The 25,202-nt window shown below is 46.3% G+C and carries 26 protein-coding genes and 3 pseudogenes; 21 read left to right on the top strand and 8 right to left on the bottom strand.

Annotated features, from left to right (window positions below):
• Positions 1-93: 93 nt before the first annotated feature.
• From ACGHVY_RS00805 to ACGHVY_RS00795, 3 genes are read left to right on the top strand one after another with little or no spacing between them, the layout of a single operon-like run.
• Positions 94-2,061: a TIR domain-containing protein gene (locus ACGHVY_RS00805; RefSeq protein ID WP_390596387.1), complete on the top strand. Its 1,968-nt coding sequence runs from the start codon at positions 94-96 to the stop codon at positions 2,059-2,061.
• Between the two features lie 8 nt (positions 2,062-2,069).
• The gene (locus ACGHVY_RS00800) at positions 2,070-2,666 is read left to right on the top strand and encodes a TIR domain-containing protein (RefSeq protein ID WP_008655066.1); all 597 of its coding nucleotides are present in this window, start codon (positions 2,070-2,072) and stop codon (positions 2,664-2,666) included.
• A gap of 15 nt (positions 2,667-2,681) precedes the next feature.
• Positions 2,682-3,203 carry a toll/interleukin-1 receptor domain-containing protein gene (locus ACGHVY_RS00795; RefSeq protein ID WP_390596384.1) on the top strand — a complete coding sequence of 174 codons (522 nt, stop codon included), beginning with the start codon at positions 2,682-2,684 and terminating at the stop codon, positions 3,201-3,203.
• A 111-nt stretch (positions 3,204-3,314) separates the two neighbouring features.
• Here the strand turns inward: ACGHVY_RS00795 and ACGHVY_RS00790 are convergent.
• Positions 3,315-3,461, bottom strand: a pseudogene (locus tag ACGHVY_RS00790) (recombinase XerC); the annotation flags it as partial.
• A gap of 94 nt (positions 3,462-3,555) precedes the next feature.
• Here ACGHVY_RS00790 and tnpA point away from each other — a divergent pair.
• The 3 genes from tnpA (at position 3,556) to tnpC (ending at position 5,903) form a co-directional block, all read left to right on the top strand.
• A complete protein-coding gene (gene tnpA / locus ACGHVY_RS00785) occupies positions 3,556-3,888 on the top strand; it encodes an IS66 family insertion sequence element accessory protein TnpA (protein WP_390596381.1) in 333 nt (110 codons plus the stop codon).
• Positions 3,872-4,240, top strand: a complete 369-nt coding sequence (gene tnpB / locus ACGHVY_RS00780) for an IS66 family insertion sequence element accessory protein TnpB (protein WP_167511782.1) — start codon at positions 3,872-3,874, stop codon at positions 4,238-4,240. The genes tnpA and tnpB overlap by 17 nt, the downstream gene beginning before the upstream one ends.
• Positions 4,241-4,313: 73 nt before the next feature.
• Positions 4,314-5,903, top strand: coding sequence for an IS66 family transposase (gene tnpC / locus ACGHVY_RS00775; protein ID WP_390596378.1), 1,590 nt, complete (start codon positions 4,314-4,316; stop codon positions 5,901-5,903).
• Between the two features lie 81 nt (positions 5,904-5,984).
• Here tnpC and ACGHVY_RS00770 read toward each other — a convergent pair.
• From ACGHVY_RS00770 to ACGHVY_RS00755, 4 genes and pseudogenes are all read right to left on the bottom strand, one after another.
• Positions 5,985-6,872 (bottom strand): annotated as a pseudogene (locus tag ACGHVY_RS00770) (tyrosine-type recombinase/integrase); the annotation flags it as partial.
• A gap of 10 nt (positions 6,873-6,882) precedes the next feature.
• Positions 6,883-7,830, bottom strand: coding sequence for a tyrosine-type recombinase/integrase (locus tag ACGHVY_RS00765; protein ID WP_008655075.1), 948 nt, complete (start codon positions 7,828-7,830; stop codon positions 6,883-6,885).
• Positions 7,827-9,038 (bottom strand): tyrosine-type recombinase/integrase, encoded by a 1,212-nt coding sequence (locus ACGHVY_RS00760; protein WP_008655076.1) that lies wholly within the window; start codon positions 9,036-9,038, stop codon positions 7,827-7,829. Before ACGHVY_RS00760 ends, ACGHVY_RS00765 begins: the two co-directional genes overlap by 4 nt.
• Positions 9,039-9,150: 112 nt before the next feature.
• Positions 9,151-12,192 (bottom strand): N-6 DNA methylase, encoded by a 3,042-nt coding sequence (locus ACGHVY_RS00755; RefSeq protein WP_390596375.1) that lies wholly within the window; start codon positions 12,190-12,192, stop codon positions 9,151-9,153.
• 250 nt (positions 12,193-12,442) lie between these two features.
• Between ACGHVY_RS00755 and ACGHVY_RS00750 the strand changes: the two genes are divergently transcribed.
• Entirely contained in the window at positions 12,443-12,649 is a 207-nt protein-coding gene (locus tag ACGHVY_RS00750; RefSeq protein ID WP_186976196.1) for a hypothetical protein, read from the top strand.
• Between the two features lie 140 nt (positions 12,650-12,789).
• Here ACGHVY_RS00750 and ACGHVY_RS00745 read toward each other — a convergent pair whose 3' ends face one another.
• Together ACGHVY_RS00745 and ACGHVY_RS00740 are read right to left on the bottom strand one after the other, a co-directional pair.
• Positions 12,790-13,416: a hypothetical protein gene (locus ACGHVY_RS00745; protein ID WP_390596373.1), complete on the bottom strand. Its 627-nt coding sequence runs from the start codon at positions 13,414-13,416 to the stop codon at positions 12,790-12,792.
• A gap of 28 nt (positions 13,417-13,444) precedes the next feature.
• Positions 13,445-13,669, bottom strand: a complete 225-nt coding sequence (locus ACGHVY_RS00740) for a hypothetical protein (protein ID WP_390596371.1) — start codon at positions 13,667-13,669, stop codon at positions 13,445-13,447.
• Between the two features lie 157 nt (positions 13,670-13,826).
• On the opposite strand from ACGHVY_RS00740, the gene ACGHVY_RS00735 reads away from it, so the two are divergent.
• The 3 genes from ACGHVY_RS00735 to ACGHVY_RS00725 all read left to right on the top strand — a co-directional run bounded on the left by ACGHVY_RS00735 (position 13,827) and on the right by ACGHVY_RS00725 (position 15,651).
• Complete coding sequence (locus tag ACGHVY_RS00735; protein ID WP_390596368.1) at positions 13,827-13,970, top strand: hypothetical protein; 144 nt, start codon at positions 13,827-13,829, stop codon at positions 13,968-13,970.
• 68 nt (positions 13,971-14,038) lie between these two features.
• The gene (locus ACGHVY_RS00730; RefSeq protein WP_390596365.1) at positions 14,039-14,647 is read left to right on the top strand and encodes a DUF6088 family protein; all 609 of its coding nucleotides are present in this window, start codon (positions 14,039-14,041) and stop codon (positions 14,645-14,647) included.
• The gene (locus ACGHVY_RS00725; RefSeq protein ID WP_390596363.1) at positions 14,644-15,651 is read left to right on the top strand and encodes a nucleotidyl transferase AbiEii/AbiGii toxin family protein; all 1,008 of its coding nucleotides are present in this window, start codon (positions 14,644-14,646) and stop codon (positions 15,649-15,651) included. Before ACGHVY_RS00730 ends, ACGHVY_RS00725 begins: the two co-directional genes overlap by 4 nt.
• On the opposite strand, the gene ACGHVY_RS00720 is transcribed toward ACGHVY_RS00725, so the two are convergent.
• Positions 15,643-16,323, bottom strand: a complete 681-nt coding sequence (locus tag ACGHVY_RS00720; protein ID WP_390596360.1) for a M23 family metallopeptidase — start codon at positions 16,321-16,323, stop codon at positions 15,643-15,645. The two genes, ACGHVY_RS00725 and ACGHVY_RS00720, sit on opposite strands and share 9 nt — an antisense overlap.
• Positions 16,324-16,543: 220 nt before the next feature.
• On the opposite strand from ACGHVY_RS00720, the gene ACGHVY_RS00715 reads away from it, so the two are divergent.
• The 11 genes and pseudogenes from ACGHVY_RS00715 to ACGHVY_RS00665 all read left to right on the top strand — a co-directional run.
• Positions 16,544-17,302: a DUF4099 domain-containing protein gene (locus tag ACGHVY_RS00715; RefSeq protein ID WP_390596357.1), complete on the top strand. Its 759-nt coding sequence runs from the start codon at positions 16,544-16,546 to the stop codon at positions 17,300-17,302.
• A gap of 19 nt (positions 17,303-17,321) precedes the next feature.
• Positions 17,322-17,546: a hypothetical protein gene (locus ACGHVY_RS00710; RefSeq protein ID WP_117703399.1), complete on the top strand. Its 225-nt coding sequence runs from the start codon at positions 17,322-17,324 to the stop codon at positions 17,544-17,546.
• 24 nt (positions 17,547-17,570) lie between these two features.
• Positions 17,571-19,142, top strand: a complete 1,572-nt coding sequence (locus tag ACGHVY_RS00705) for a hypothetical protein (RefSeq protein WP_390596354.1) — start codon at positions 17,571-17,573, stop codon at positions 19,140-19,142.
• A gap of 3 nt (positions 19,143-19,145) precedes the next feature.
• Complete coding sequence (locus ACGHVY_RS00700) at positions 19,146-20,534, top strand: toprim domain-containing protein (protein WP_390596351.1); 1,389 nt, start codon at positions 19,146-19,148, stop codon at positions 20,532-20,534.
• On the top strand, positions 20,531-21,025 hold the full coding sequence (locus tag ACGHVY_RS00695) for a PH domain-containing protein (RefSeq protein ID WP_390596348.1): 495 nt from the start codon (positions 20,531-20,533) through the stop codon (positions 21,023-21,025). The genes ACGHVY_RS00700 and ACGHVY_RS00695 overlap by 4 nt, the downstream gene beginning before the upstream one ends.
• Complete coding sequence (locus ACGHVY_RS00690; RefSeq protein ID WP_390596345.1) at positions 21,006-21,713, top strand: hypothetical protein; 708 nt, start codon at positions 21,006-21,008, stop codon at positions 21,711-21,713. The genes ACGHVY_RS00695 and ACGHVY_RS00690 overlap by 20 nt, the downstream gene beginning before the upstream one ends.
• Positions 21,714-21,726: 13 nt before the next feature.
• Positions 21,727-22,410 (top strand): hypothetical protein, encoded by a 684-nt coding sequence (locus ACGHVY_RS00685; protein ID WP_288911762.1) that lies wholly within the window; start codon positions 21,727-21,729, stop codon positions 22,408-22,410.
• Positions 22,411-22,421: 11 nt separating this feature from the next.
• Positions 22,422-23,087, top strand: coding sequence for a hypothetical protein (locus ACGHVY_RS00680; RefSeq protein WP_390596342.1), 666 nt, complete (start codon positions 22,422-22,424; stop codon positions 23,085-23,087).
• Positions 23,088-23,112: 25 nt separating this feature from the next.
• A complete protein-coding gene (locus tag ACGHVY_RS00675) occupies positions 23,113-23,943 on the top strand; it encodes a M23 family metallopeptidase (RefSeq protein ID WP_390596340.1) in 831 nt (276 codons plus the stop codon).
• A 23-nt stretch (positions 23,944-23,966) separates the two neighbouring features.
• Positions 23,967-24,248 (top strand): hypothetical protein, encoded by a 282-nt coding sequence (locus ACGHVY_RS00670; protein ID WP_186976184.1) that lies wholly within the window; start codon positions 23,967-23,969, stop codon positions 24,246-24,248.
• Positions 24,249-24,257: 9 nt separating this feature from the next.
• Positions 24,258-25,176: pseudogene (locus tag ACGHVY_RS00665) on the top strand (hypothetical protein); the annotation flags it as partial.
• Positions 25,177-25,202 lie beyond the last annotated feature (26 nt).

The raw sequence follows: 25,202 nt of genomic DNA, 5'->3' as shown, positions 1-25,202 counted from the left end.
TAATGAATAATTCCACTTACGTGCTGTATCTTAACATTTTAATATTTATTTAAAACTCTAACTTAAGTATAAATTACTTCTATTTTTTGTTTTATGAGTTCTAATTTTAAAACACCTCTTTCTGTATATGTCTTGTATGACAAGGATAATACTAAAGGTAGCGAAACATATGAGAAAATTTACCATCTTCTGTGTCGTAATTCAAGTAGGCCTTTTGAAGATGGGCTTGATATACCAGTGTTCTTTCGAACGGATATGGCCAATCAAATTACCCCGATAGATATAAACTTCAGTAATAAAACTATTGCAATATTATTGGTTGATGACAATATGTATTGTAATACTATATGGGATGAGTATATAAAAGAATTATTAGTAAAACAAGACAATGGGGCACTAAAAATATTTGCCGTCAAACTATCCAAGTATGCTTTCGACATAAACCCACTTCTTCAAGAAGAACAGTTTATTTGTTTGAAAAATGAGAATATTGAAACTGATTGGCATGAATTTCAAATAAGACTTTATGATAACATTTTACGCTATTTAAAGTCTTATAAAGTTGGGCAAAAGCTAAAATTATTCATTAGCCATTCTAAAAAGGATAAAGATCATTTAGGTGAATCTACGGCAATTTCTTTAAGAGATTATTTGCGTTCAGATACTAAACTCGATTCTTTCTTCGATGTTAATGATATTTTGGATGGTCATCAATTTGCCCAACAGATTCAGTCAGGTATAGCTTCATCCTTATTAGTTATCATAGAATCTGATACATATTCAGAAAGAGAATGGTGTCGAATTGAAGCTATCTCTGGTAAGAAAAATAATGTACCTTCAATATTAGTAAATGTATTGAATGGAGTTTCTTCTCGAACATTCCCGTATTTGGGTAATATGCCAAAGATTAGATTTAATGGCAAATGGGATGACGTAATTATCTTGCTTCTACGTACTGCGTTAGACCAATATTATGAGAAAGAATATCTTGAGCAATTGGTAATGAAGTGCGATTTGCAAAATACTTCTATTCTTCCTGTTCCTCCGGAATTAATGAATTTAATTAATATTGAAGATAATATAAAATCAATACTCTATCCTGAACCACCGTTAGGTCGTGAAGAGTTGGAGGTTTTGAATAAAAATGGTAAGATTACAAGTTTTGTTACTCCGAGTCAGTTATATTCAAATATGAATAAGATACAGGATAAGAAAATCGCAATTTCTATTTCGGAAACTCCGGAGGCTTTAACTAAAGGAATCGGCAAAGCCATGTTTGATGATTTATCTGTTGAAATAGCTCGTCATCTGCTTGTTACTGGAGCTAAATTGGTGTATGGAGGTGATCTTAGAATTGGTGGTTTCACAAAACTTTTATGCGATCTTTCATGTCAGTATGGCATAAAAGAAAAGTCTGATCCAAGTACAATCTATTTCACAAATTATTTTGCTTGGCCTATATTTAATAGGCTCTCAAAATCTGACATCGCTGAATTTAAATACGACCGTGTGGAAATAGTAAAAACAGAAATACCCAAAGGTATAGGTGAGGAGGATAAGGGGAAGTTCTTTGAGCCAACTACGCCAAGCAAAATGTTTCTTTGGGCAAATTCTTTATCTATTATGCGTAAAGAAATGGAAGAGAATGTTAATGCACGTATCGTTTTGGGTGGCAAAATTGTCAATTTTAAGGGGCGTATGGCCGGAATATTTGAAGAGGCGATTTGTGCTATACAGAAAAAACATCCAATTTATTTATTAGGAGGATTTGGTGGAGCTTCTGCACAAATAGTGAAACTAATGAAAGGTGAAACTACGGCAGAAAAACTATTTGAAGAAGCAAAAACCAATGAGGATTATAAAAATTTAATTGAATATTGCCAAATGAGTTGTCTGCCAACGATAAATTACGATGAACTAAAGAAATTCGAAAATAAGGATTATCAGGTTCTTAGAAATGGACTTGATAAAGATGAAAATGAAATTTTATTCAACTCTATTAATATTCCCGAGATAATATCATTGATTCTCAAGGGTATTAATAAAGCTTTTAACTATTAATATAAATTATGCATAAAGTATTTGTAAGTTTTCATCATGCCAATGACCAGAAATATAAAGAAGGTTTGGTTAGTTGGGCTGAAAAAAATAAAGTATTCATTGATGGCTCTGTTGACATGGGCGAGATTCCAGAAGATTGGGACGACCAAAAGATACGCGAATATATACGCGACGAGCATTTGAAGGATACAACCGTAACCATTTTACTTGTAGGAACTGAAACAAAAAATCGCAAGCATATTGATTGGGAGTTATATTCAAGTATGTACGATGGTACGGTGAATAAGAAGTCCGGCATTATTGTGATATTACTACCATCTGTTAAAAGCGAATATTATACATGCGCTCATAGTAGTGAGAAAACGTTCTACCCAGAGACGACACAATGGATGTCTATTGATAGCCGAGAAGAGTATCATAGGCGTTATCCATACTTACCGGAACGCATCATTGATAATTTGCTCGAACCCAATGCCTTTATATCTGTAATCAATTGGGATAAGCTAACACCAGATATTTTGAGACAGATGATTGATAATGCATATAATAGTCGTGCCACTTGCACTTATGATTTATCAAGGCCAATGCGTAAAAAAAATGGATAAGTAGAATAATAGATTATGGCATTAAATAGATTTTATTTAACCGAAAATTCCATTGCACAAAGAAGTGGTTTATGTATATTCATAAGTCACCAAAAAAGAGATGCGGACACTGCTAAAAAAATAGCAGACTATTTTATTACTTCTGGTATTGATGTCTATTTTGATGAATATGATACAAAAATAGACAGAACGAGACCTTACTCGGTTGTAAGTGCAATTAAAACAGGTATCAGAAACAGCACGCACATGTTATGTCTTTTATCCCAAAATGCATTGGATTCAAAATGGATCCCTTGGGAAGTTGGATATGGATATGATAGAACAACTGTTATAGGGTTAACATTAAAAGAAATATCACAATCAGTCTTACCCGAGTATCTTCAAATCGTTCCAATTCTAAGAGGTACAAAATCGTTGAATAACTTTATTTCTAATGTGTTAAAACGAGATGAATCAACGCTTATAAATGAGAGGAAATTATTTGCCGCATATCAATCTCAGCACCCTTTAGACTCTGTTCTTAATTGGGAACTGTAACATAACTTCCAGCAGGTATAATACCTTGCTGGAAGTTTATATAATATACCAAACAGTACTTGTATATCTTAATCGGGTAAGAGGAAAACGAAGAAGTAAAATTTCTCCTACTCAATTTGTTTTTGTAAGTCCTAAAAGTATTTCAAGATTTGCTTTTCCTTCCTCTGTCTTCCACTTTTTTCTCATTTTCTTTTGATTTTCGCCTTCAAGGGTTTCCAAAGCTTTTTCTTCTTGTTTTGTGGTTATATCAAGATATACCGTAAGCATCCGATAAAATACCCGTTTTCTCTATCATATTTTCATAGCACCTTTGCCTGTGCAATATTGCATGAACTTCTAACATATTTTCATTATGACAAAAGAACAATTTACCTCTTTACAGGAACTGCATCGTTTAAGCGGTCTGAGTCTTCTGAAATTTCTGCAACGTGAACATGTCAGTTACTCCACGTACAATTATTGGAAACGTAAATCTTCCAGTGTTCCCGATCACGAGACATCTGCTCCCCAATCAGTCTTAACCCCCATCAGCCTGAAGTCCCCCTGTATTGCTTCCTCCTCTTCTGTTTCCGGAATGACCCTGTTGTTTCCTAATGGCGTCCGTGCCCATTTGGGTGCCGGTATGGAAGAGGCCGCTTCCCGTTTGATTAACCAATACGCCTGTTGCCATGTTCTGCCTGAATGATACGATGCGGTATTTTCTCTGCCCCGGCAGGACTGATATGCGCAAGGGTATCAGTTCTCTCTGCGGTGTGGTACACGAGCGTATGGGCTGCAGTGTCAGGAACGGTGATGTATTCATCTTCATTGGCAGCAGCCGTAAATTGATGAAGCTTCTCCATGCCGAGGATGGCGGTCTGGTGATGTATGTCAAGCGCCTTGAAGCCGGTCATTTCAAGATTCCCGAATATGACGAGAAATCGCGCAGCTATCCGATGGAATGGCGCGATCTTGTCATTATGGTGGAAGGAATCCGTGAATCTCCCGGGCAGCGTTTGAGACGTCTGAGGGCGGAACGAAATGTATATACTGTATAAAAATAGATGTCGTATTCCTTGTCTGTCCGGGATATATTTTGTACATTTATAGTGTAATTAAAAGAAACGGATTATGACTCAGGAAGAGATGCTTTCACAGATGAACTCAATGTTGCAGTCCCTGCAGCAGGTGAACGCATCCCAGGCTGAGACCATTATCAGGCTTACCCGGCAGAATGAATCCTTACAGAACCGTCTCAATGAGCTGACGGCTCAAGTCGCATGGCTGAACCGCCAGCTTTTCGGTCACAAGTCAGAGAAACTCTCGTCTCTTGATTCCAACCAGCCTGACCTGTTCGGTGACTTTCTTCCTGATAACGCGGCTGAACTGGAAAAAGCGCGTGAAGTAGCGGTGCAGACAATCACAAAAGAAACGGTGGAGAGCAAGAAACGGGAACGGAATAACCGCAGGATAATGGAAGGTCTTCCCGTACTTGAAAGGGTAATCATCGAGCCGGAAGACATTGACCTGGAACTGTACAGGAAGATTGGTGAGGAAGTGACCCGTGTGGTGGAACATAAGCCCGGACAACTTTATATAAGGGAGATTGTACGGCCCAAATATGCCCTTAAAGACAACACTTCACTTCCACCGGTCGGCAGAAAAGGAGTGGAGATAGCCGCCATGCCGCTGTTGCCTATATACAAAGGAATAGCGGGACCTACACTTTTGGCGGAGATACTCCTGCAGAAATATGAGTATCATCTTCCCTTCTACCGCCAGGTGAAACAGTTGCATCACCTGGGCTTCAAAGCTAGTGAAAGTACCATAGACGGATGGTTCAAGCCTGCGGTTGAACTTCTCAAGCCACTTTACGAGGTACTTAGGCAGGAAATCATGAAATCCGACTACATACAGGGGGATGAAACGACCGTACCTGTACTGGACAAGGCAGGACATCAGGCCAACAAGGAATACTTGTGGATGGTCAGGGCGGTAGTCGAACGACTGGTGCTTTTCCATTATGACAAAGGATCACGGTCAGGTACGGTGATAGGGCAACTGGCTAAAGACTTCAAGGGTTATTTCCAATGTGACGGCTTTGAGGGTTACGAATCGGCTTTCAAGGTCAACCCGAATGTGCGCCTTGTTAACTGCATGGCTCATATACGCAGGTATTTTGAGCAGGCACTTGCTGAAAACAGGCAGATGGCGGAACATGCCTTAAAAGAAATACAGCTTCTATATCGCATAGAACATGACTGTGACCAGAAGCAGCTTACAGAAAATGAACGAATGGGAAAACGTCAGGAACTTGCCGGACCTATTATGGATGCCTTGAAGCTATGGATGGAAACAGAAGGGATAAAATACAGCCCAAACAGCCTGACCGGAAAGGCGATAACCTATGCCTATACCCGCTGGGAGAATATGATGAGGTATCTGCAGGATGGACGTATCCATATTGATAACAATCTGGCGGAAAATGCCATCCGACCAATCACATTGGGTAGAAAGAACTACTTGTTCTGTGGAGACCATCAGGCGGCCGTCAGCATGAGTGTCGTCTGTTCGTTACTGGCTACGTGCAAAGCGCATAAAGTAAATCCGCGCACTTATCTGAATGACGTTATAGCAAGAATGCCATATATGCAGAAGGCTAATTATGAGGAACTGCTACAAATGTTGCCACACAAATGGAAGGAAAAGAATAAAGAATGATGGAGATACAACGATAGATGGCTGCTTACCTGGAAAGGAGATATAGCCATTTTTTATAGTGTACTTTATCGGATGCTTACGATATACCATTGTGGTTTGAATACTTTCATGCCCAAGTAAGTATGAGATTTGGGCTATGTTCATCCCGTTTTCAAGCCAGTGTGAAGCTTTGGCATGCCTAAATTGATGGGCATGTAAATCCATAGGAACATCTTGGCACCTTTCATGAGCCATTGTGGCATATTTTTTCAGCATCTTGTTCACGTTTTCAGCGGACATCGGGACATATATGCCTTTGCTCTTAGAACAGAAAAGTAATGCATTTGCATCATTCTGTTTCGGATGGTATTTGATAAGATACCTTTTCAAGCATTGTGCTGGCTTGGCCAAAAGAGGAATCGGACGTTTCTTTCTTCCTTTGCCAATGACTATTATGTGAGGTTTTACACAGTCTATAACAATATTGCTAATTTTCAGAGTCAGAAGCTCGTTGATGCGCACAGCGGTGGAATATAAGAGAAGCATCAGAGTGTAATCACGAAAGCCTATAGTACTCCCTTGATTAGGCATGGACAACAATACATCAACAGCCTGTTTACTGAGCCCGATGACCTTTCTTTTAGAGTTTTTCTCATTTGGAACATTTTCCGCTTGTAAGAAAACAGACATATAGGATATATCTCTAAACGACAAATATTTCAGAAAAACACGCAAGGCTGACAATCTTACATTACATGTTGCTGGACTGCAACCCCTATTTTCCTTTAACCAAATGATCCACTCCATTATATATTCCATACAGAAACATTCTGCGCTTAATGTTTCTGGTGTAGTGCCTTTTATGACTCTGAGGAATTCTACATAGAGTTTCACGGAGATCTTATAATTTCTCTTTGTGTGAGGACTGCATGCCTTGATTGAAGGGACATAGTGTTCGAGCCAGTCATGCAGATAATCAGCTATCTGCATTGCTTACGGATTAATCTTCTTTTTCATCTGTCTTTAATTTTAATAATTGATTCTCTGTATATTCCATTATATCAGAAATCGCTGGGGTCAAGGAATAATAAGCCAGCGTGCTCTCTATTTGCCGGTGTCCCATGCTCTTGCTCAAAGCCAACAACTTGTCATGGATGGTAAATCCTTGGTGTGTCCAGCTGTTTATGTTTTCTATGGCATAGTTGTGTCTTAGCTCATATGGGATAGCGTAGGATGAATTGCAACTTTGCCACAACACCCGAAAATGATACGTAACCCAAACAGAAGGGTGAGACTTGTCATCCGGTGTCGGAAAGAACACTTTGCGGTGCGGGACTAACCTAGATATATTCTCGTCGTAAGTACGCATTAGAGCCAACATTGTATCATGGAGAACGACATAATGTTGGTCATGCCCTTTACTTCGCTTGATGGAAATTACGCCATTTTCAAGGTTTACATCATCACGTTCCAGCAGGATGGCTTCGGTTGTCCTCATCCCAGAACTGTACAATAAGCGAAAGAATACTGGCAGTGTCATGCGTTGGATTGTGGCGAGACGGCCACGTCTTGGCTTTGTGTTGTCGCAAGCATTGAAGAAGCGTTTCAATTCATCATATGTGAAAGGATGCGGCGTATAAGTTCTTGGCACAGACCTTGGCACTTTTGGCAGGGCTATTTTTGTCATTCCACGTTTGTTCATGTATTTGATGAAGTCCAGAATAGGATATACACGTGACACGCAAGAGTTTGTGCATTCAGATGGACGTTGCCTGCACCATCTGTCCACGATTTCTTGGGATAGTTCGATCTGTCCGGGATATTCCCTCGCGCAAAAATGGTCAAATAGTATTACGTTCTTGATATAGCTGTGGCTGTCACGCCCGGAAGCCTTGCGGTATTTTACGTATCCTTCTATCGCGTTGGAAAGGAATGAAGTCGTTTTCATCTGCCAAACACCTCCTTTCCAACCGGGAATCCCTCGATGCTTAGCGAACACTCTTTCAGGTGTTTGAATTCCGCACTGAGATAGCGGTCGAGAGAGCTTGGGGACGAATGGCCAAGGGTGGCACTTATAACAGGCTGTTGCACACCGCCCTGCAACAGGGATGTCGCTACATGGTGGCGAAACAGGTGCATGCTCTTTCTTTCATTTTCACCTTGCCTTATTCCTGCTTTGCACATGACTTTTGAGCATATGGCATCAAGATTGCTTGTGTGGAGTCTTCTGTGTGGCACGTGTACTGTGAGAAAAACATATGGTTCCGGGCATTGGGGACGCTCTTTGAGCAGGTAATCAAAGACAGCATTCCCGACTACGGCGCGAAGCGGCAATGTAAGGGGCTGTCCCGTTTTTGCCTGTGTGATTTTTATAAGGTCGTGTTCCCAATCGAAGTTCTCAAGCGTGAGAGCTGAGATGTCACACCCACGCAATCCCGTGTACATGGCCAAGGTTATGATGGCTTTGTCCTGCAGGGATATTGTGCCGTCGTGCTCCAAGGTATGCCTGATGGCCGTCAGTTCTTGCTCTGTAAGGTATTGAATGTTCTTACGCATGTTGGGTATGGCCGGCAGATATGCGATTATACGTTCAACGGATTTGCCATAGTAAGGCAAACAGGCTTTCAGCCCATACTCCACCGAATATTTGAGCGAATGGCCCATCTTCTGTTTTTCGTCTTTGGAAAACACTTCCAACACCGCATCCTCTGTTATTGATTCGAATGAATACACACCCATTTCCTGTAACCGGAAGAAGAACGAAGATAGCGCATACTTCACGTTTGTTGAAAATTTGCAACGCCTGCCTACCACGTTGAAAGCCATGTCCGTTACATTCCTGTATTCTTCGCCAAGCAATTCGTAGTGGTGAGGTTTGATGTAGTGTTTGCATCCATCGGGTAATAATCCATTCTCGATATATTGGCAGATTACACGTAACAGGCGTACCTTGTTTCTGCAAGTATACTTGTTGGACCACAATTCTTTTAGTGTCGGTTCAACATCGGCGAGACTCTTCCATTTGTAATGTTCGGAATTGCCCGATAACCACTCAGCCATTTTCTTCACATAGTCTATGTACATGGCTGAATAACCTGTGTCTTGTAAATAAGAAACAAGCCCTTTGACTTTTTCATTCAGATTAAATATGTCCATAATCGCATCTTGTTTGAATGTTATTCTACAATTATAGACGGAATATAATCAGAACTGATTAAGACTCAAAACAAATGATTGCTAAACAATTGAATAATTTTATCGGAAATTCCTAAAAGTTCTGATAATGACATTCATCGACAAATATGTGGTCTATACCCATCGAGTGAAAATCTATTGTTTCATCTTTCCTTTCATTGATTTTCATCCGAAGCTCCTGAAGTTTGGCCGAAAGGTTCTGCTTGCGCTTTTCCAGCCCTTCTTGCATCCTGCCGCTACGGTAGCGCATGGTGGACTGCTCCAGCACCTCCAGATTGCGCTCGACATCGCAAAGCTCCTCTGTGAATATCTCTATCATCGTTTCCTCCGACTGCGGTATCTTGGCAAACTGGTCGTGTATCAGAATAATACAGTCCCAATTATTGTTTTTTATCTTGGAAAACACCTCTTTGCGGTTTGCAGGGGTGAAATCCTCCTTGCCGGGATAGAGTATCTTTGCCGATGGATAAGCCTTGCGGAACGTGTCGGCAATTTCGTGAACGTTGGCTTTTAAGCCTATAATCAAGGGCTTTTGCACCAATCCGAGACGTTTCATTTCGTAGGCTGCGACACACATAATCATCGTCTTGCCTGTTCCGACTTCGTGCCAACAAACGCCGCCCCCGTTCTGCTTAATCATCCAAATCGCATCCTTTTGTGAGGGATAAAGGCTGTCGTATGGGAACTGCTCGAAAGAAAGTCCGGGGAAAGTCTGTGCCGAACCGTCATAGGATGGACGCACATAGCAATTGAAGCGTTCGTTATATACTCTTGCAATCTCGTTACGTACTTCTGACGGTTGGTTGTCGAGCCATTCATTGAAACGGGTTCTTATTTCCTGTATCTTGGCCGCCGCTTCCTGTATGGCTTCCTCGTCCGGCACACGCACTTTGTCACCGTTGCGCTCTATCTCTTTCGTTATTTCGGGTACGGTATCTTGCAAGGCGTGTACGAACAACTCCTCGCCGTTGTAGTTTCGCACGGAATAGGTGTTGTAGGCTACGGGAGAATACCCTTGCAGACGCACCAAATAGGTGTCGTTCACATCAAAGTACATTACACTGGTTTCCGTTCCGAAAAGTTCTGCTGCAAACTCGGCATACAAAACCGTGTCGATCCAACGCTCGCCCATATTGATGTCAAGTTCTTCAAACGGTATCGGTTCGGGTACGGTGGCTTCCAATGCTTTAATGGCGGCTTCCGTCCACTCCTTTCTTTTGTCCGAGAGGCCGGGCAGACAGGAAACAACCTCTTTGCACTTGTCGATGACATTTCCTGCAAGGAAACGACCTTTGTGTTCCCATGCGTCACGGACGGGATTATAGAAAATCTCGTCTTTGAGGTCGCCGATAATCTCTTCCTCGTCCTTTCCGGTGGTCTGCATCAGATAATCCATATCCACACAGCCGTAAAAGTTCAGACAGCTTGCCAACGCTTCTGTAGGGGTCAGTTTCTTGTCGGTGTCTATCTTCTTGAACGCTAAGGGTTCACGCATGATGTCAGCTTTGAATATATCTTTGCCTACCTGCATTTCAATCGTGAACACCTCCACGCCGAGGCTGTCGAGCATGATAAATTCTTTGTTATCGTTCGCATGGAAATAGCCCCACTTGGTTACGAAAGTGTCATAAAGCGTGTTCAACCGTTCACGCAAATACGGCTGTTCCTTTTGTTCCTCCCGTTCTTTGGCTGACAGTTCAAAGTATGCCTTACGGATAGGGAAATAGTCGTTTGCCCTGTCCGTGTTCACCTTACCCTCGTCCACCGGCACGAAATCGACTGCCATTTCTTCATAATGGCTTGACTTGCGGAAGCGGATAACTCCGACCTGCCCCTCGAATGCCACCATTGCGCCCTCTTTCATCCATGCTTCCTGCTTGTCTGTGTAGGCACGTCTGCCTCTGTTCGCTGTCTCAATGGCTATGCTGCCGAAAAGCGACATCTGTGCCGGAGCTTCGCCCATGAAAAGCCCCTTACGGAAATAACGGTCAAAATCATGCTTGAGCAATGCGGAAAGGTATTGCGACATGGCATTTTCATCGCCGAGCCACTGATATTTGCGTACATACTTGCCGTACTGGTTCATCACAATGCGGCTTCCTGTCGCCAATGCGGTTTTAGGCAGGGTGAAAATCCGATTGGTATTCTCTGTCATTGTTCCTGCCGCTTCGACCTTTTCCTTATAGGTTTGCAGAAACGACCGCTCACGGAGCGACAATGCCGCTTTGTGCGTATGCTTTTGGAACACAAGTAAGTCACTGCCTACCTCGATGCCGCCTGTCTGCATGAAAAGTGTGTCGGGAAGACGGATTGCGCTAATCAGGTCGGCATTGTTCACAAGATACTCACGCACGAACTTGTTGCCTGCCGTGTCTGCGATGCCCCTTGATGTGATAAAAGCCAGCAGACCGCCCTCGTTGAGCAATTCCATAGCCTTGACGAAAAAGTAGTTGTGTATGGTTTTGGTGGCCTGTTCGTATGCGCCGCCTTTCTTCCACAGCTCCGCATCGAAGACACGGAAATTCCCGAACGGGATATTGGAGGCTATGACATCGAACTTTGTATGCTCGAAACCCATCTCTCCGATTGTCTCAAATCCTCCCGTACTTGTTACCGCATCGTCTTGTAATAACGAAAGTATCAGCTCCGAAATATGGTCTTTCTCAATGGCATAGTCATACGTATCTGGCATAGCTACGGGCAGGAAACCGCCAATTCCTGCGGACGGTTCGAGAAACGAGCGCATTTGCAGACCGTTTTGTCGGAACGTGGTGTGTATCTGCCTTGCCACCGCATCGACAATGAATTTCGGTGTGTAAAAAGCGGTCAGGACAGATGCCTTGATGCTCTCGGTGACGGCTTGCCGCATCGGTTCCGAGAAATAGGGATATGCGTCTATAAGTTCCTGCAACCTACGGATTGGTTCGTCCATGTTGCCGCCTATGGGTCGGTCTGTGCCGATGTTCAACACTTCCTTGATGCCACCGAAACCCGAATATCGGGACAATACGGCTTTTTCCTCTTGTGTAGCCTTTCTGCCCTGCACCTTGATTTTCATTGCGGTTTCTATGGCTTCCACATTGGCTACCAGTGATTTCAATTTGTCGTAACTCATATTTAACCTTGTTTTTTATTTCCCTTTGTTCGGCCTGTTTGCGACCGTCGGGATGATTTTTTCTGCATTCAGAAGGTGGCAGGAACAATCGGACAAGGCTGATCCGTAAAAACACGTTCGACAGCGGAGAGGAAGATTTTTGCGGTTCACTCGCGGCGGAACACCGGCATTGGCAAGATTGGGACGGGCAGATTACCTTCGCGGAAAAATTCAATCCCCGGCAGGTTGCACGGCAGCAGAAAATAGGTAAATGGAAATGGTTAGAAAAGGATCGAGAATAGGTAAAACAGTAAAGCGGACAGCCCGGACGGACTTCCCGGCGGACTGTCTTGGAACTGCGGATGACAATATTCATATCGTCCTCCGCAACTTCAAGTCTGTCCGCGTCCGTCCTTTTGCAAAAGTGGCTTTCCGCACTTTATGTAACGTGTTACACAAAATGCGGAAAGTCTCTTGAAGCAAACTGGCCGCACGATGCCGGATGGCAGACTATAAAAGGAAGAAAGTAACACGTAGAAAAGGAAACTGTCGGCAGACCGCAGCGACAATCCGTACCAAGCCTTTGCCTGACACGGATTGCTTTCGATGCTATGATTGTCAGTCAATGTCGTAACCAATCATATATTCGTCATTGATAAGCAGGTAGTAATAACCGTTGCCGCAATTTCTGTATTCCTTGCTGAAGCCTGCTGCCATGTCGCCATTATCTCGTGGCTCGCACCACAGCGTACCGTCATAGCCACAGAAGTCAAAGCGGCATGTGGAAAAACTTTTTTTGTTCTTCATTGCCTGTCTGAAGAGGTGCATTTCTTTCGTTCCGCAATATTTTTCGATTGTGGCAAGCCCGATACACTTGCCGTCGATGCGTGTACCGGTAGTGATGTGGTTTTCGTAAAGGGACTTATCCAAATCCGCATCGGCGATTGTGCGAAGCCAGTCGTTTGTATGCGTGGCAAGCCGTGCAAGTTTCTGGTACTTCAGAATCAGCTTCCTGTCCGTATTCGCTTCCTGGTCATGGGACGGATAATATATTTTCTCAATGCTTGCCCAATCTGTGAAAACATGACCTCTTTTTCGTTTTCTCGGTGCAATAATGCCAATGATATTTTCGTCTCGGTTGATAAACAAACGCCTACGTTGTCCACCAATTCGTACATACAAGCAGGAGGGATTTTGTTCGTTGCGGAGATAGGCTTCCGCCGGATGAATAGTAACTGTTTCCATATCTACAAATTATTAAGTCTGTTTATGTTCAGAGTTTCGGAATTATGCCGGTTCTGACTTGTTTGCCGTCACGGTACAACGAGATTTCTCCGGGCTTGAAGCTCATTTCTCCAAGAGCGATGTCTCGGATATAGTCACGGTACTTTTCGCCTGAGAAGTTTTTTCCGCACAAGTTGTTGAAAAACATAGGCATTGAAAAGCCGTCCGTGCTTGACAACACCGTTCTGCCATTCTGTTTAATTTCTTCTTTCATATTCTTTACTCATTGTTAAACTTTGTTTTCTTTCCCTGCTTTCAAGTTGCAGGGCTGTACTCTCTATTTTTGAGGCAACAAAAGGAAGAAGCTACGGCATCATAAGCCAAACCCGGATAGAAAACCGACCGTGCAACAGTCTGTTTTCGTTATCCGAATGGCAATGCGGTTTGGCGATTATGCGCTTCGTCCTACATTCGCCGATGAAAATGGAGGACAGCTCCAGCGAGGTGAAGGGAGAAATGGGAGTAAAACAGGAAATAGAAACAAAATCATCAATTTTGTTTGGGCGATTCGGTAAAACGTTGTACTTTTGCAGTGGAAAATGTCGCAAAAAAGTGTGTTTTTTACGACAAAATAGCAATAAAAATGGCATCTCAAAGTATTGATAAAAAGATAATTGCCGTTATAAACAGAAAAAAGCACGGTGCTATACTGTTTGCAAGTGATTTCGCGGATATGGGAGAGCAGAAGACCATCAACAAGGTTTTTGAGCGTATCACGTTGTCCGGAAAGATAATCCGTCTTGCAAGAGGTATTTACTGTAAGCCGAAAGTCGATACCGAGTTCGGCTTCGGAATCGTGTATCCCAGTGTGGATGATGTCGCACAAGCCATTGCCCAAAGAGATAAGTGTCGTATCGTGCCTACCGGGGACGCTGCATTGAACAAGCTCGGCCTCTCTACACAAGTGCCAATGAATGCGGTCTATTTCACCGATGGTACATCCCGAAGAATAAAAATATATAACGGTAGAGGTATTCTCTTTAAGCGTGTCGTACCCAAGAAGCTCAATTTCAAATCAGAACTTATCATGCTGATTACATTCGCCCTCCAAAGGCTGGGACAAGGCAACGTGAGTGAGGAACAACTCAACCGTATCAAACAATTACTATCCAATGAACCCCAAGAGCTGATTGCCGAGGACTTGAAACTTGTTCCGGGATGGATTCGCTCTATAATATTGAAGGCATTATGAATAAATTTCTGCAACTTCCGGTGGATACGCGCCGTACCATCTACGAACAAGTCAGTCTGCGGTTGGGCATTGATGACCCCAAGGCGATAGAAAAGGATATTTGGGTAACAGGGATTATACAAGCGGTCTATACATTACCATATGCGGATAAGTTAGTTTTCAAAGGCGGATCATCTTTGAGCAAGGTGTGGAATTTGATTTCCAGATTCTCGGAGGACATTGACCTTGCCATTGACCGAAGCGTTTTCGGCTTGGAAGGTGACTTGACCAAAAAGCAACTGAAGAAACTGCGTAAAGCATCATCGTTGTTTGTCAAGGAGGTCTTTGCTATGGATTTGCAGGAAATCGTCAATGAGAAAGGTCTGGCCGACCATTGCACGATAACGCCAGATCCGGATGGCGAAGGGGATGCAACCTATCCGGAACCACGCAAAGTGCATATCGCTTACGAATCGGTCTTTGGGAATACCGGCCCCGATTATTTGCAATCTGAGGTATTGCTGGAAATTGGTGCAAGGTCGTTGTTCGAGCCTACTACCAAGGCAAAAGTAAAGTCTTTGGTAAGTAAAAATTCCACGATAGACACTTCAGTTGCGGATGTGGATATCATCTCGGCCGTACCGGAAAAGACCTTTTTGGAAAAAGCATTCCTGCTTCACGAGCTGTTTACTACCAACGGCTGCCGCCATGCCAACCGCAAGTCGCGCCATCTTTACGATCTGATGAAAATGATGGACGAGCCTTTTGCACAAAAAGCCGTCAGCGATGACGAATTATGGAGCACCATCCACCATCATAGGGAGCTGTTCACTTCCATCAAGGATGTGGACTATACGCCCGACATACGCAAACGTATCGTCCTGTTGCCTCCTGAAGAAGTGCTGAAAGTATGGCAAGATGACTATAAGGCCATGCAGGAGTCTATGATATACGGCGAGCATTTTACATTCGAGCAACTGATCTCAAAAATAGAGGAGTTGCAGACCAGATTCCGTTCAATTTGATTTTTGGGTTTGCAGTAATGCCGACACGCACTCCTGCTGCGTGGCCTTGATAAAGTCTAACAGGAGCATGGGATTGATGCTTTTGCCATTGAGTTTGCAAGTGATATGCAGATGTTCGCCCGTACTGCGACCTGTCGAACCGGTGATTCCGACCACATCACGAGGATGAACCACCGCGCCTTTTACAGCAAGCACCCGTGAGAGGTGGCAATAGCTAATGAGGTAATTTCCGTGCTGCAAGGTCACGTATTTGCCGGAAGTTTTATCCTGTCCGACTTTCACGACCACACCGTCCATCATAACCAATACCTTTTCGCTTCGGGCATGGAGGTCGATGCCTCCGTGAAACTTCCTCTTTCCGGTAAACGGGTCTTTACGATAGCCATAAGGGGAAGTAATTCGGATGTGACGCAGCGGATAAGACACGCTGAGATAACGGTCGATCCATATCTTCTTGCGGACATCGGCAGTTTCAGCCACCCTTAAAACTTCCGATGCCATTTCCTGTACGAGAACCATGCTTCCGGGCATTGGCTCCGGCTTTTTCATATCCTCATGCAGGGTTTCCACTTTGTATCGTTGGGGTGCCGTGGCAATCGTGCAGAATTGCGCTTGAACGGGTATTGTATATAACGAGACCCCCGATATTATCATCAGTAAAATCTTTCTCATACGGCAAAATTACCACGTCCACTTTATAGCGGAAATAAATTACCTCTCTTTGTCTTGTTGTTTTGTGTTTTTTACATCAATTAGTACGATTATATCATCAAAATCGTACTAATATCATAAAAATACTATATTCTAATCATTTATATAGTTGTGCTTTTTGTTTATCCAGATAAGGTGACACTATCTTTGTAAAAGTATAATTTTACAATATGAATATAGTATGAAAAAAGTACAATTTGAATTTGAGGAATTACCCTTTCCGGCACTGGAACGATTCGGTCTTACCCGTGAGATGATCGAGGATTTGCCAATGCACGTATTGGACGATATTTGCAACGGACGACACTCCCCCGTACTTCCCGTGCGTATCACTGATGAAAAGGGTGAGCGAATCGAGAGCCGGAGCCGCTTCGCCATTATCCGCATGGACAATGGTCAGGCGGATGTGGTCTTCTATCCGGCACTGAAATCCTCGCCGTTGGAACGTTACGACGAAGCGCAACAGAAACAGTTGCTCGCAGGCAAAGCGATTATCGCCGATGTGGAGATGGCGGACGGACGAAGCAGCAAGGCTTTCGTACAGATCGACACCGGGACGAAACAGGTGATGTATGTCCCCACGCCCATTATCGCACGCAACCTGAAGGTGCTGGCCGAGGTTATGCGCCTCGGTGCAGTGGAGATAAACGGGATGCAGCATGGCGAACCGCTGACGGTTGTCATGGACGATGAACCTGCCACTGTGGGAATCGATCTGCACGCCAAGACCGGCATCCGTTTCTGTTCGGGTGATGCGCAGCAATGGCGCAACCAGCCCAAGCGCGAGTGGGACAAGTACACCTTCGGTTGTTACGGCTGCTGGGTAATGGATAACGACGGGAATCTGGACTATGTTTCGGAAGAGGACTACACCGAAGAGATGTGGAACGAGCAGAAGAAAAGCGGTGAACGTAACCGTGCGGCAGCACTCCACAAGTAGAACCATCAATTCATAAGCTATGTCACAAAACGAATATTATCCCGAAGAGGTGCTCATCGAGAAGATGCAGAGCGGTGAGTACGGCTGGCTCGATTACGTCAATCATTTTTCCGCCGAATGGCAGGAAGAATATGTCGGCTATTGCCGGCAAAACAATCTGACTGTCTGCAACGATTCCGCCGCCGCGTTCGTCCGCCACAAGGATGAACAATTGGAGGCGGCAATGGAAAGCGGCGACGCATAATAACAACAATCATCCTATCAGACTATGGCGATACGAACGAATACCAATCCCCGGCAGATGGACTTGCAGCCCGAAATGCGCACTATGCTGATGCGCAACGGGCTGCAAGCCCATATTGCGTTTGACGGAGGGGGCTACCGGCTGATCGTGCAGGGGCATGATTCGCCGTTGCTGGTCTATCCGATTACCGAACGTCAGATGTTGGCTCTGACAGACTGGGGAACGAACACGGTCAACAAGAAAGCCTACAACGTGCTTACGAGCATCGTTGCCAAGGACTTTTACCTGCCTAAGAACTTCGTACATGCCCGCAATGCCAACGGGCGTGTGGCGATGGGGCTGCACGGCTACCGCATCGGCATCAGCGAATACGGGCACATGGGACGGCTGGGTATGCCCCCGCCGTTTCTCGGCTGGACACCTCGCAACCAGTGGGGTTTCCACCTGCGCAGGGTCGGTGGCCAGCTTTTCTTTCCGGGGCCGTCCATCGTCCCCGAACGACCGGACGGTCGCATGAAGCCCGGCGAACTGCAATCGGGCGGCTACGGATTCTACTACAAAGGAGGACAACAGACGCAGCCTTTGCAACAACGAGACGTACTGCAGGACTTGCAGGCGGTCATCACGCCGATGGTCAGCCGTCCGCGCAATCAGGAACCTGCACGGCCTTACAAGGAACTGATTACCTCTCCGGTCTATTTTTCCAACGAGAAATGGCAGGAGTGCCTTGCTTCTCACGGTCTTATCGTTGATACCGAGGCACGGACGCTTACCGTACAATCCGAAAAGGCTTCAGCCGACATGGTGTACGACCTGACGGATGATGAGATTGTCGTGCTGACCTCCAATTCCATCGAGGAGCAGCCCATCGAGAAACGGCTGGAAATTCTGAACAACGTTATCGGAGCCGATTTTTCCGAAAAGGTGACAATGGGGCATCTCGACAGCGAGCAGCGCATATCCGTAGTCCTGCATCCTGAAGTACAGCAGGATTTGGAACACCGGCAACGACAGGAACAGGAATTATTCGTGCCGCAGGAAACAACCGTACAGCACGAGGATATGCAGAACGGAATCGGTGCGGCTGTGGACGGGCGTGACCTGCAGCTGCTAAATGATGGTAAAGGCTGGTATCGGGAAGAGAAACACGGTCGGGAGGTCGAAGTCGGCGAGATATCCGTACAACCGGCAGAAACAGAGGGGAAATATAAAATGACCGCCGTTATAGACGGACAAGTTATCAGCCACGAGATAACCCAACGGGATTATGACAAGTTTCTTGCAGTGGATGATTATCATCGGATGAAGCTCTTTTCAAAGATTTTCAGCGAAGTGGACATGAAAACACGCCCGGAAGCGCAGAGAGGCATCGGCACGAAAATCTTTGCCGCCCTGACCGCAGGTGCGGTGGTCGCAGCGGATGTTGCACACGGCTTCCACCATCATCGCCATGCGCCGGAGTTCTATGGTGAACGTTTCGGCGGCCCTCCACGCCCTTACTTCAAGCCCGGTGTCGATACGCCGAGGGATGTGGCCATCCGATGCTTCGAGGCAGAGATGAACCGGGAAGTCAATGACATGAGAATGGGGAGGTAGAATATGAGAGAGGGCGAACTGACTTATAACGATTTTTTAAGCAGGCTGAACATTCAGGATGTGCTTATAGATGCCGGTTACCACCTGAACCGCCGAGACGGTTTGCGCTATCCCTCGTATGTCCGGTTGGACAGTGACGGACGGCGCATCCGCAACGACAAGTTCATCGTGACGCAGCAGGGCAAGTGCTGTTTCAAACCGCAACAGCAGAAATCATATAATATCATTTCCTTTATCAAGGAACATCCGCATTTCTTTGCGGAATACCATGCAGGCATTTCTCCGGACAGGCTTGTGAATCTCGTATGCAACCGGTTGCTGAACCATCCCATAGCGGAACGGGAAACACGGATTGTCCGTCCCCAAAAGGACATCAAGCCATTCAATATAGAGGACTATGACATCCATAAGTTCAATCCGCAGGATCGGGCGACACAAAAGAAGTTCTATCCTTTCTTCAAGCATCGGGGCATCGACCTTTACACGCAATATGCCTTTCATCGGGATTTCTGTCTGGCAACGAAGCATCGCGCAGACGGCACGCAGTACACCAACCTGTCGTTTCACATGACACTTCCGCAGGGTGACGGGACGGTTGTTGGCTTTGAGGAACGCGGACGGCAGCGCATGGACGGCAGCGGCAGCTACAAAGGCAAAGCCGAGGGGAGCAATTCGAGCCAAGGTCTGTGGATCGCCAGCCCTGCCCGGACACCTCTTTCGGCAGCCAAGCATATCTACTGGTTCGAGAGCGCCTACGACGCAATGGCTTATTACCAACTTCATCAGGCCCAGAACAAGGATTTGCGCAAAGCGGTATTCGTATCTACAGGTGGCAACCCGACGGTCGAACAGATGCGCGGTGTGCTTTCTGCCACTCTTCCTGCCCGGCAGCACATCTGCTTCGATACCGACCTTGCGGGAATGGATTTTACCAAAAACCTAATGGATGAAAAATGTCGGGTGGTTCGTTCCATTATCGAGGAAACACCCGAATGCAAGCCCTATCTTGATACTGTCCCGAATGACAAGGACTTGGACAGTGGCGACATCGAACAATTACCCAAGGAATTGCAGTCGAGTTATGGAAAGTACGAATCCGCTTGGGAAGAAGCCATGTCCATGCGTTCGAGCGGCCTCTGCCATCCGGACGATATACAGGATCAGGTGGATGTAATGAACAAGCATTACAAGGAGTTCCGTGATGGACTACGGGAGTTTCTCGGTCTGGACAAAGCAAAGGATATATCCTATGTCCGCGAACAACCGACCTATCCAAACAAGGACTGGAATGAGCAACTGCTGTCTGAACAGAAACAGGAAGAATCGGTCGATGAAACGCTGACACGAGAGCAACAATCAGAGGAAGAACAACAAACACGTTTTCACCGATGATGCCCAACCAGCCCATACGCTTTCAGAGTATCGTGCTGCAACCGCACCGGATACAATTCGTCATTGACGAACTGCCAGCCATTATCGTGTGTGCCGCAGGATGGATTTACGGAGGAATGGAGGGACGACCTTTCACCGCTTTTGCCGTATGGGTCGCCGTTTTGCTCTCCCTTGTGCTGCTGTACCGGCTCATCTATCTGCGTCGGACACGCTATTATATAGGCAGCGAGCAGATTATCAGCAAACACGGAGTATTGTCCCGAAAGACGGACTATATGGAGCAATACCGCATCGTGGATTTTGTGGAACACCAGAGCTTCATGCAACAGCTTTGCGGATTGAAGACGGTACGCATCTTCTCAACGGACAGGAACACGCCCCAGCTTGATTTGGTCGGTATCAGGCGCAATCTTGATGTTGTGAGGCTCATCCGCGAACGGGTCGAATACAATAAACGAAAAAAGGGAATTTATGAGATTACGAATCACTAATCAGCATATCATAGCCGTGCTTGTGGCGTTGCTTGCCGGTTTGCTACCACAAGCGGCAAAGGCACAGATCGCGGCGTCCAATCCGTTGGAATGGATGGCGTTGGCAGAGGGCAACGAGGTGATAAACGGCCAAATCGAGAAGCAGATAAAGGGTCAGACGCAGACGGCATTGCTGCAGAACAGCATCGCCGCCGAGTTTAACCGCATCCACAAATGGGAGAAGCAGTACAACAACTATCTCAAGACGGCCAGCGGTTATGCGTCGTCACTGAAAGCCTGCACTCACCTATATAATGACGGCGTGAGAATCTTCATTACGCTGGGAAAACTGGGCAAAGCCATCCGGAATAATCCGCAGGGCATCATCGCCGGCATGAGTATGAACAACCTGTATATCGAAACGGCGACGGAACTGGTTTCGGTCTTCACGCTCCTGAATGAAGCGGTAGCCAAGGGCGGCAATGAAAATATGCTCACGGGCGCAGAACGCAGCAAGACACTGTGGGCATTGAACGACAAACTTTCCGCTTTCAGTCGGAAATTGCACCTGCTCTATCTGAGCATACGGTATTATACTCTCAATGATTTATGGAATAATGTGACGGCCGGGATGCTCGACCGCAATAACGGGGAAGCGGCACGCATGGCCATGTCTCGTTGGCGCAGGGCAGCCGCCCTTGTACGATAAAATGAAACCGAAGATGAAAAGGACAATTTGGATAGGTATTCTATTGCTGTGCATCGGTATCAGCAGGGTGCAGGCGCAGAACGACCCCGTGCTTGCCGGTATGATCCTGCTCTATACCGATAAGGCTGAAAAGGAGCTGAAGAATCAGGAAAAGGTCATGCTGATGCAGACCACCGGCCATCTATGGACGAAAGAGGAAGTGAAAGCCACGACCGACCTGCAACGGGAGTTCAACAATTATCTGGACTCCTTCCGCTCGATTGTCTGCTATGCAGCGCAGATTTACGGTTTCTACCATGAAATATCAAAGCTGACGGACAACATGGGCGACTTTACCAGGCAGGTAAGCCGAAACAGTCCCAATGCGTTGGCAGTTGCTCTCTCGACGCAACGGAATCGAATTTACCGGGAACTGATTATGAATAGTGTGGAAATCGTGAATGACATCCGTATGGCGTGCCTGTCGGATAACAAGATGACGGAAAAGGAGCGCATGGAAATCGTCTTCGGCATCCGTCCGAAACTCAAGATGATGAACAAGAAACTGCAACGGCTCACTAAGGCGGTGAAATATACCACGATGGGCGATATATGGCGGGAGATTGATGAAGGTTCCCGCCCCGTCACCGACAAACGGGACATCGTGGAAGCGGCCAAAAGACGCTGGCGGCAGATAGGAAGAAATGTAAGACCATAAAAAAGAGATGTATGGGATTCTGGAACACAGTATTGAAATACGGCGGCAAGGCCGCAAAAGGTGTCGGTACGGCAACAACGGCAACCGGCAAGAGTGTGGGCAAGGCAATACTGCCCCCCTCGCAGACATTACGCGGCGCAGGTCAGGCCGTCAAAACCGCAACCATCGGCGGAGCGGTCGGTTATGTGGGTTGGGAAAAGCTAACCTCCGACAAAAGCGTTGTCCGTATCGTGAGTGATGCCGTTGTCGGCGAATCCGTCACTGACGCTATCGCAGGCACGGCAGACAATGTGCGTGAGATGAAAGACAAGGCCAGGGAAGCGGTCAGTACGGTAAGCGGTGCGGTGGCCGGTATCGACAACAAACTGGACGGTGTATCGAATTTTCTGCGCGGAGCTTCCGGCGGCGGTCTCTCCGATATGTTCGGCAACTTCTTCCGCAACCTCGGCAGCGGCAACGTGTCGGGACTGAGTATTGCGGGGTTGATCGCCGCCGCATTCCTCATATTCGGACGCTTCGGATGGTTAGGCAAGATTGCAGGCGCGTTCCTCGGCATGATGCTTATCGGCAATAATGCCGGTGTCTTTCGCACATCGGTTCCGGAGAGCGTAGCGAGAGGGCAATCACCGTCCGTTCCGGTCGAGGAACAAAACCATAGCGGAGGGATGAGAAGATAGTATAACGAACCAACGATAATAAGGAATGAAATATACAGAAGAAATGATTCTGCACTCCGAGAGCGGCTACTGTATGCCTTTCGAGGAACCGCAGGGAAAGGACGTGGAGCTGTCGCTCGGTTACGGCGAGCAGACGGATTCCGCTACGGGAGAGAAATTCTTTCATCACGGCATCGACTTCAACGTGCGGTGCTATATGCTTTCGGCCATAGCAAGCGGTATCGTGTCGGGCGTGGGCAACGACCCTGTACACGGCATCTGCCAGACCATCCGTTATGGAGCGTATGAAGTGACATACGGGCACTTGTCGAACATCTTTGCCCAATTCGGGCAGCGGGTCAAGGCTGGACAGACCGTATCCCTGAGCGGTGAGAAGTTGCATCTTGAAGTCCGCTTCAAAGACGAGGAGCTGAACCCGTTGGAGTTCCTGACCATGCTGTACGGGAATATCCGGGCAATGCGTCAGGCGGGAGGATACGATACGGATTCTTCATTCGATTCGGGCATGGCATTCCAGACTGATTATGAAAAGGATAAGAGGGAAATAGAAGAACTGATGCTACGTTTCCTGCCGTATTACATGGAGGATTTGCGACGTGGAGCATACAAACTGCCCGAACATACGGAACAATCACTCCGCCATATCTTCACGATGGGTGCGATGAAGGAGTATTTCTACGAGAATATGCCGAGTATGGCCAATCCGCTCGGACTGGGACATAAAGCCATGCCTCTCGCTTGCAAGGTGCAGAACCTGCTCATCGGGGACTTCCTGAATTATCTCGCCTTGCGGCATGAGGTTTACCTCCCCTCAATGGGCGGTGACGTAAAAAAAAACTTTATGACGAAGCCGTAACGTTCGGCAGTCTCATCGACCCGTTGGCGGAACTGGATATCGACATACAGAGTTTCGATATACCGAGGATTGTTTCGGTATATCCCGACCGGGCAGGTGTGCGGTGGTGGACGAAAGCATGGTTCAATAACCGTGAAGAGGGTGAAACCTCTGTAGAGATAGAACGGGAACAGGCTATACGCTTCATACATGACAACATCGAAAAGGACGAATGGCTGGAAGAGTTCTTCCCACGCCAGATGGAGGTTTATCACAACGCCATCGAGCAGACGAAAGAACAACTGTTGAAACAAATAAATATATAAGGATACTATATGGATGGAATCAAGCATAGCCGGCAATTTGCGGAGATAGAACGCCTTGTGAGCGACTATTTCCAGTGCCACCTCGCACCCGTCATGTCGAAGACACAGGCTTATCTCACGAAGAAACAGAGCGAGGAAATGAAGGAGTATTCCACCTCTTTGGGCGGCATACTGAGCATGATGGCGTCTTCGGCACAGCCGATGAGCGACCCTTATCAGGTACTCAAAGTTACGGGCGAATGGAACTCGAAAACAACAGAAGATTACATTGTAATGTGCAAGGAGAAGATCTCCAAGGCTACCGATATACAGCAGGATCTTACATATTTGGCTGGGAAATGGCGCGATTCTGTCGTACAGGAGGTGGGACGGGAACGGTACGACGCCTTGTCTGAACAGCTCGGCGGCGACCTTGCCTACGCATACATGGACTACCGTGTGGAGCAACTGATGATTGACAAACTGGTCAAGGAGCGTATGCCCAAGACTTCGGCCGACTACATCATACGAAAGGCGGCGCAGTCGAGCCTTCTCGGATTGTCGCAAACGTTGAGCCGTTCGCCGCTTGCCGAAGAGATTGAAGCTCGCGGAGAAGCGGCCTACCGTCCCAGCAAACTGGAAAAAGGAGCCGGGCACGTACTGGGCGCATCGGCGGATGCCGTCATGATGGGCGGTGTGGGTTCATGGGCATCGCTTGCCAAGTTCATTGGTGCGGACGTGGCAATATCGGCTATTGCCTCCCATTTCGAGCCGGAGAAACCAGAAACGCTCTCTGTGGAGCAGTGCATCAGCAAAGGAGTGTTCGGCAGCGAACGAAATGTATTCGACGGTTTCCGTAAGGAAGCGGCAACGATACAGACCGGAAAGAGCGAGCTTATAACAGCGGCCAATAAGCAGATGAAGAAGAAAATACCTGTATCAAATTTTGATTTTTCAGGATGGATGCACTCTTGG

Source organism: Bacteroides sp. f07, from assembly GCF_042854785.1.
Lineage (GTDB): Bacteria > Bacteroidota > Bacteroidia > Bacteroidales > Bacteroidaceae > Bacteroides.
Note: the sequence above shows the minus strand (reverse complement) of the source record. Positions and strands in the feature narration are given on the sequence as shown.